At 67.7% G+C, this 6,922-nt stretch carries 7 protein-coding genes; 2 read left to right on the top strand and 5 right to left on the bottom strand.

The features are described from left to right. Positions 1-190 precede the first annotated feature (190 nt). Together ACEN88_RS21150 and ACEN88_RS21155 are read left to right on the top strand one after the other, a co-directional pair. Positions 191-1,078 (top strand): polysaccharide deacetylase family protein, encoded by an 888-nt coding sequence (locus tag ACEN88_RS21150; protein WP_413342734.1) that lies wholly within the window; start codon positions 191-193, stop codon positions 1,076-1,078. A 46-nt stretch (positions 1,079-1,124) separates the two neighbouring features. Then, positions 1,125-2,291, top strand: a complete 1,167-nt coding sequence (locus tag ACEN88_RS21155) for a helix-turn-helix domain-containing protein (protein ID WP_413342737.1) — start codon at positions 1,125-1,127, stop codon at positions 2,289-2,291. On the opposite strand, the gene ACEN88_RS21160 is transcribed toward ACEN88_RS21155, so the two are convergent. The 5 genes from ACEN88_RS21160 to ACEN88_RS21180 form a co-directional block, all read right to left on the bottom strand. After that, positions 2,224-2,862, bottom strand: a complete 639-nt coding sequence (locus tag ACEN88_RS21160; RefSeq protein WP_413342740.1) for a GNAT family N-acetyltransferase — start codon at positions 2,860-2,862, stop codon at positions 2,224-2,226. The two genes, ACEN88_RS21155 and ACEN88_RS21160, sit on opposite strands and share 68 nt — an antisense overlap. A 21-nt stretch (positions 2,863-2,883) precedes the next feature. Beyond that, positions 2,884-3,330, bottom strand: a complete 447-nt coding sequence (locus ACEN88_RS21165) for a nuclear transport factor 2 family protein (RefSeq protein WP_413342743.1) — start codon at positions 3,328-3,330, stop codon at positions 2,884-2,886. A 68-nt stretch (positions 3,331-3,398) separates the two neighbouring features. Further along, positions 3,399-4,850, bottom strand: a complete 1,452-nt coding sequence (locus tag ACEN88_RS21170; RefSeq protein WP_413342745.1) for a Ppx/GppA family phosphatase — start codon at positions 4,848-4,850, stop codon at positions 3,399-3,401. Positions 4,851-4,936: 86 nt separating this feature from the next. Next, positions 4,937-6,625: an alkaline phosphatase family protein gene (locus ACEN88_RS21175; protein ID WP_413342747.1), complete on the bottom strand. Its 1,689-nt coding sequence runs from the start codon at positions 6,623-6,625 to the stop codon at positions 4,937-4,939. An 81-nt stretch (positions 6,626-6,706) separates the two neighbouring features. Further along, on the bottom strand, positions 6,707-6,922 hold a 216-nt coding region (locus tag ACEN88_RS21180), incomplete at its 5' end, for a LysR substrate-binding domain-containing protein (protein WP_413342749.1).

Below are 6,922 nucleotides of genomic sequence, written 5' to 3' on the forward strand. Positions count from 1 at the left end.
CCCCCCCCCCCCCCCCCCCCCCCCCCCCCCCCCCCCCCCCCCCCCCCCCCCCCCCCCCCCCCCCCCCCCCCCCCAACAACGACTACGACCTGAGCGTGCAGGTCAGCGATGGCCAGCGCACCAGCCAGGCCCCGCTGAAGGTACAAGTGCTTCCCTGGAACGACGGCGGCAGCGGCAGCCCGGGCTGCGCGTGCTCGACTGGGCCGGCTTCAAGGCCGCCCTGTCCTATACCTTCGACGACTCGCAGCCGTCGCAGATCGATCACTATCCGGACCTGAGCGCGCAGCGCGTCCGCGTCACCTATTACGTCAATCCGGTCGCCAACTGGTATCCCAACTACGACGCCACGTGGAAGGACGCGGTCGCGCAGGGTTCGGAAATCGGCAACCACACGACGCACCACTGCCGGGCCGCGGAACTGACCGACAACGATCCCAATACCTGCCCGGCAAGCCTGGGCAGCGCCGGGGCCGAGTTCGACGACACCAGCGTCTACATCCGCACGAAGCTCGGACAGTCCGCCGTCTGGACGTCCGCCTACCCGTTCGGCGACACGGACTACAAGGCCGCGGCCGCATCGCGCTTCCTCGTCTCGCGCGGCGTGTGGCCGGGCATGGTGGCAGCCGGCACGGGCAGCGACGCGCAGAACCTGCCGCTCGCCGAGTTCCCCAGCGACGCGTCCAAATTCGACACCGCCGCGAGCCAGGGCCGCTGGATGATCTATCTGTTCCACACGCTGCTGCCCACCACGCAGGACTGGGGCGGCGGCGTGGACATCGGCGCGGTCACCGGCAACATGGCCCACGCCAGGGCGCTGGGCACGGTATGGATCGACAGCGTGGTCAACATCGGCGCCTACTGGCGCGGCCAGCAGTTGCTGCAGGCGGCCACGCCCACGGCCAGTGCCGGCGTGACGACCTGGCGCTGGACGCTGCCGGCCAACTTCCCGTCGGGCCGCAAGCTGCGCGTCGTGGTGAACGGCGGCACGCTGTCGCAGAACGGCAAGTCCCTGGCCTGGGATCGCCGCGGCTACTACGAGGTGTCGCTGGATGCGCAGTCGCTGAGCTGGACGCAGTGACGCGTATACAATGATTCCCCCGCGCGGGGAATCACTACATAGGCCCATGCAAGAGTTCTACAAGAAAGCGCTGGTGGCGCTCATCCTCGTCCTGGTGGCCGATGCGCTGGCCGCCTGGTTCTGCATCCGCCAAAGCCACCCGTCCGCCTCGCTCATTCCCAGGGAACGAGGCGGCGTGCACTGGCGCCCGGACGTCATCACGGACGCCATCCTGGGCGGCACGTCGACCATTCGCATCCTGGAACCGGGCCGCGCTGCGCTTCGCTTCGACTTCCGGGTCACGCCCGCCGCCAGTTATCCCTACGTGGCGGCCGAAATGCTGCTGGAAGATGGCCAGGCCAAGGCGGGGCCGGTGGACTTGTCGAAGTACACCACCGTCACGTTCGTCGCCAGATGCGCGCCCGCCAATTCACTGCTGTTCAGCCTGTCCACGTTCGACCCGGCCATCTCGACGCCGGGCCTGTTTCATACCTACCCGTCGCCACAAACCTACTTCTCCTGCAGCGAGCAGGGCACGCCGGTGTCGCTGGACCTGACCCGCCTGACGATTCCGCCGTGGTGGTTCCAGACGTCGAAGGTCGACCCGGCGCGCCAGTCCTACGATCTGGGGCAGGTCGGCAGATTCGTATTCGGCGTCACGCAGAAGAGCCCGCGCGACACCGATTCCAGGGTCGAGATCGGCGAATTCACGCTGCACGGCCACGACGAGCGCTACGCTGTCGCGCTGGCGGTCATCTCGGTGATCGGCTGGGGCGCGTTCGCCGTCTGGTTCTTGCGGGGACACTCGCGGGCGCTCGTCGCCAGCCTGCAGTCGCAACTGAAAATCGACAGGCAGTTCGTCGCCTACCGGCAGCTGACCCTGGAACCGTTCAGGGACAAGGAACAGGCCGCCATCCTGCACTACATCGGCACCCATTACATGAACCCCGACCTGGACATGGGCACGGTGACCGCGCGCATCGGCGCGGACCGCGAAAAGATCAACGAGATCCTGAAGTCGGAGCTCGGCATGACCTTCACGGCCTACGTCAATCAATTGCGGCTGACGGAAGCGGCGCGGCTGCTGACCGAGCAGGCCGGCACGCCCATCGCGGACATCGCGTTTGCCGTCGGTTATGCGAACGTCTCGTATTTCAACAAGCTGTTCAAGGAAGAATATGGCTGCACGCCCGGGGCGTTCCGGAGCCATGGCACCCGTGTGAGGTCTGGCTGACGCCGAGCCGCCGCTCCAGGCCCGCCCGGACGTCCGGCCAGTCGAGGTCGGTGATCGCGAACAGCACGCTGTCGCGCACATGCCCGGTCCAGGTGACTCTTTCGCGCCGCAGCACGCCTTCGCGCACGGCGCCCAGTTTCGCGATGGCGGCCTGGCTGCGCACATTGCGTGCATCCGTCAGCAGCTCGACGCGGCGCATGCCGCTCGCGAACGCGTGCGCCAGCATCAGGTATTTCGCTTCCGCATTGACGGACGTGGAGCGCACGTCCGGATGGATGAACGTGCCGCCGATTTCCACGGTCTGGCGCGAGGACTTGATGTTCAGGAAGCTGGTGGTGCCGACGACGGCACCGCTCGCGACGGCGCGGATGGCGTAGGCGATCCAGCCGCCCTGCGCCACCTGCGCGTTGAGACTGTCCCAGAAGCCGTCGAAGCCGTCGCCCTGCCCGTTGATCGCGAACAGCTGCCACGCGTCGGGGTCGCAATCGAGCGCGCCGCGCACGGGTGCGCGGAGCGTCTCGTCAAAAGGTTCGAGCCGCACGTGGCGGCCTGCGAGGGGGACGGGGTTCATGTCCCCCATGATAGCAGAGCGTTAATGAACTGACGGCTGCGGCGGGGTGATGCCCGCGCCGGCACCCCGCGGCTGGTAGGCCTGCGCGGCCTGGTGGGTATCGTCGTATTCCTTGAAGCTGGCGATCTTGCCGCCGGCGACGCGGAAGATGTGGCACCAGTCGCCGCTGAACTCGGCGCCGGTGGCCTTGACGACGAACGTGCCGTGGCCCTGCACGACCACCTGGTCATCCTGGGCGATGAAGCGGTCCGGCTGGAATTCGCGCGGTTCCTGGCACTCGGCCAGGATGCGGAAGAAGTCGGCCATCTCGCTCACGCCATGGCGTTTGCCGCTGAACGGAATGCCTTCCACTTCGGGCAGCTCCCAGTCGATGTCCTGCGCAGCCAGGCCGAGCAGCGTTGGGATGTCGCCCCTGCCGTACGCGTCGTACGCCTGCTTGATCAGGCTGATGTTGGCTTGCTCGTTCATGATCCTCTCCCTGAAAGTCGATGATCGGACTTTCAGTATCGCTTCCGCACCGGGGATTTCAAGGGTGGTCAGGTGGTCACGCTGAACGGCACGCCCACGTCGTTCCACGCGTCCGCCTCTTTCTCGAACCAGGCGGCGACCGTCGGGTGCTGGCGCAGCCAGCCGCGCGGCGTCTCGATGTCGATGCGGCCCTTCATGCGCAGGCGGACGGCGTCCACGTCGCCATCCACGCGCGCGTGCATGAACACGGCGGCCAGGCGCAATGCGAGCACCGCCTTGGCCAGGTCGGGTACGCCCAATACCTCCCTCACCTTGCGCAGGTTGCCCTTTTGGCCCAGCACGATGAGGCTCATCAGCCGCTGCTCGCGCGCCGTGAAACCGGGCAGGTCGGCGTGTTCGACGATGTAGGCCGCATGCTTGTGCGCGCCCGAGTGCGAGACGGCCTGCCCCACCTCGTGCAGCATGGCGCTGCGCAGCAGGTGGTGGACGACGGCTTCGTCCTGCGGCGCCAGCTTGTCGAACAGGGTCTTCGCGATGGCCGCCGTGCGCGCGGCGCGCTGCGCGTCGACGCCGAAGCGGCGCATGCAGTCCTGGATGGCCAGGTCGCGGCGGTCGTGGCGGTTGGCGCGCAGTTCGAGGTCGGACAGCACCCCGAGGCGCAGGCCGGCGTTAATCGCTGTCATGGCGGCCACCCCCAGCTCCTGCATCACGCCGATCAGGATCGACAGGCCGCCCGTCATCACGATCACGCGCTCGCGTTTCACGCCCGGCAGGTCGAACGCGTCGACGTGGCCGAGCTCGATCAGCCTGTCGCGCAGCGCGAACAGGCTCGCCAGCGACATCGTGCCGTCGCCGATCCGGTTGCGCGAGATGACCTCGCTGATCGCGCGCATCGTGCCCGACGAGCCGTAGACCGCATCCCAGCCATGCTGGCGGTACTGGCCGGCCAGGTCTTCGAACTGGGCACGCGCCGCGTTGACGGCCGTCTCGAACGCGTCCGCGCTGATGTGGCCACCGCGGAAATACGTGGCGCTCTGCGGATGCGTGCCGGTGCTGAACGACTCGACGATGCGGATGTCGTCGCCATCCGCCGCAATGACTTCCGTCGAGCCGCCGCCGATGTCGATGACGAGCCGCCGCTCGGTGCGCCGGCCCAATGCGCGTGCGACGCCCATGTAGATCAGGCGCCCTTCTTCCTCGCCGGAGATGATCTCGATCGGATAGCCGATCGCCTCTTCCAGGCGCGGCAGCACGGCCTCCGCATTGGTGGCCACGCGCATCGTGTTGGTCGCGACGACGCGCACCGCATCCAGCCGGAACTGGCGCAGGATGCCGCTGAAGTCGCGCAGGGTGCGCAGCGCGGTCTCGACCGCCGCCTCCGACAGCGCATTGTCCGGGCCGAGGCCGGCCGCGAGGCGGATCGGGTCGCGCGCCGTGCGCACGATGTGGATCTGGCCCGCGATGGGCTCGCCGATGTGCAGGCGGAAGGAGTTTGAGCCGAGGTCGACTGCTGCGTACATGGATGGGCTCGCGTTGAGTGGCGTTGACGGCAGTATAGCGGCCCCCGACGCTCCCGCGTCTCCCGTTACGTCTTCAGGGAACGCCATCAACGCAGCGCCTCCTTCAGCACGCGCCCTTCCGCGCCCGCCGGACGGCGTACATGCAGGATCTGCGCCAGCGTCGGGGCGATGTCGACGACTTCCGCATAACCTGGCTGTTCGCCCGGCCGGATCCACCGTTTGCCCATGACCAGCAGGGGCACCGACGTGTCGTACTGCCACGGCGTGCCATGGCTCGCGCCCGACGAGCCGCTGCCGAAGATCGTGTACGGCGTCGTCACGACCAGCAGGTCGCCGGACAGCTGGCTGTTCCACGCCCGCTGCATCAGCGTGCCGAGACGCGATTTCGCGGCGACGCCCTGCTCCAGCTGCGTGCGCGTGAAGACTTCCGAGATGCCCGGCTGCGTCAGCAGGAACCTGGCGGCGGCGTTTTCCACGTCGGCACGGACAAGGCCGCGGCGCGCGATCGCCTCGTCGTCCAGGTGCACGTCGGGCAGCAGCGATGTCTTGACGAGCTTCGCGCCGCCGAAGCGCTCGGCCAGCGCGGCGTTCAGGTTTTCGAGCAGGGTCTTCGGATTCACGCGCAGCGCGTCCGCATGCTGCGTGCGCGCGAACTCGGCCGTGTTGGCGAAGCCGTGGTCGGCCGTCAGCACGACGAGGACGTTGTCCAGGCCGACGCGCTTGTCGAGAAACGCGAAGAATTCGCCGATCTTGCGGTCGATCTGCTGCAGGTGGTCGTGCGACATGCGGCTTTCCGGACCGTACGCGTGATTCACGTAATCGTGGCCGGAGAGACTCACGCCCAGCAGGTCCGGCGCGCCGGTCGGATTGCGGCCTAGCTGCTCGCCGTCGACGGCGGCCTCCGCGAACTCGAGGGTCAGTTCATCCACGGCCGGGCTCACCTTCAACCGGCCGTAATAGTCGGCGGCCGGCTTGCCGCTCTCGCTGTAGAACATGAAAGGAAATCGGTTCGGGTTGGACGTCGTCGCCTCCGGATACGGGGCGTCGTCCGCGTAGGCCTTGTCGTCCAGCAGCGGCTTCCACGACTTCGCATAGTAGCGGTCCTGCGGTTTCGAAGCGCGGAAGCGTTCGACCCAGGCCGGATGCTTGTCCATGTAATAGGTGCTGCTGGCAAAGTCACCCGTCTTGTCCATGAACATGTACGCGGTGCCCGTCTTGCCCGCGAGCAGGATCGCGCCGCGGTCCTTGCCGGAGACGGTCACGACCTTGCTGCGGTTGCCGGTGGCATAGCGCAACTGGTCGCCGAGCGTGTCCACGCGCAGGTTCGCGGGCGACGTGCCGTCGTGCGGGTCCGTCTCTTCGTCGATGTAGTGGTAACGGGTGTCCTCGGTGCAATAGACCTGCTTGCCGTTCGAATCGATCCAGTTGTTGCCGATGATGCCGTGCCGGTACGGGTACGCGCCCGTCAGCACGGCCGAGTGGCCGATGGCCGTCACCGTGATCCCGTGCGCCTGGTGCGCATCCGTGAACGACGCGCCCTGCTCCAGCAGCCGGCGCAGGCCGCCGGGGCCGAACTGGTCGCGGTAGCGCTGGACCTGCTCGGCCGGCAGGCCGTCGATGACCATCACGACGACCAGCTTCGGCGGCTTCACCTGCGCGGCGGCCTGGCCGGATCCGGCCGGCTTGTCGGCGCCCGCCGCGGGGGCCAATGCGGGCAGCCACAGCGCGGAACAGGTGATCAGGGTGAGCGAAGTCTTCAGCCAGGACGGTCTCATGCGGTCGGTCTTTCTGTCGGGTTGCTGGTGATTGGCAATCGTACATTGTATTAAGGCCAGATGTCAGTTCCGTGACAGCCGTCAGCCCGCGAAGTGCGCCGCCAGCCCCTGCTCCCGAAAACGCTCGACGACGAAATCCACGAACACGCGCGTCTTGGCGGGCAGCAGCCGCCGGTTCGAATAGTAGAGGAACAGCGGGCCCGTCTCCGCATACCAGTCCGGGAGAATCCGCACGAGGCGCCCGTCCGCCAGCAGCGGCCCCGCGTGCGGCGCGGGCAACAGCGCGATGCCGAGACC

The organism is Massilia sp. CT11-108 (assembly GCF_047302915.1).
Taxonomy (GTDB): Bacteria; Pseudomonadota; Gammaproteobacteria; order Burkholderiales; family Burkholderiaceae_D; genus Telluria; species Telluria orientalis.

What these genes read in the sequence shown, in the direction of transcription:
- ACEN88_RS21155 (WP_413342737.1), top strand. Translation starts at nt 1,125, where the DNA reads ATGCAAGAGTTCTACAAGAAAGCGCTGGTGGCGCTCATCCTCGTCCTG.
- ACEN88_RS21160 (WP_413342740.1), bottom strand. Translation starts at nt 2,862, where the DNA reads ATGAACCCCGTCCCCCTCGCAGGCCGCCACGTGCGGCTCGAACCTTTT.
- ACEN88_RS21165 (WP_413342743.1), bottom strand. Translation starts at nt 3,330, where the DNA reads ATGAACGAGCAAGCCAACATCAGCCTGATCAAGCAGGCGTACGACGCG.
- ACEN88_RS21170 (WP_413342745.1), bottom strand. Translation starts at nt 4,850, where the DNA reads ATGTACGCAGCAGTCGACCTCGGCTCAAACTCCTTCCGCCTGCACATC.
- ACEN88_RS21175 (WP_413342747.1), bottom strand. Translation starts at nt 6,625, where the DNA reads ATGAGACCGTCCTGGCTGAAGACTTCGCTCACCCTGATCACCTGTTCC.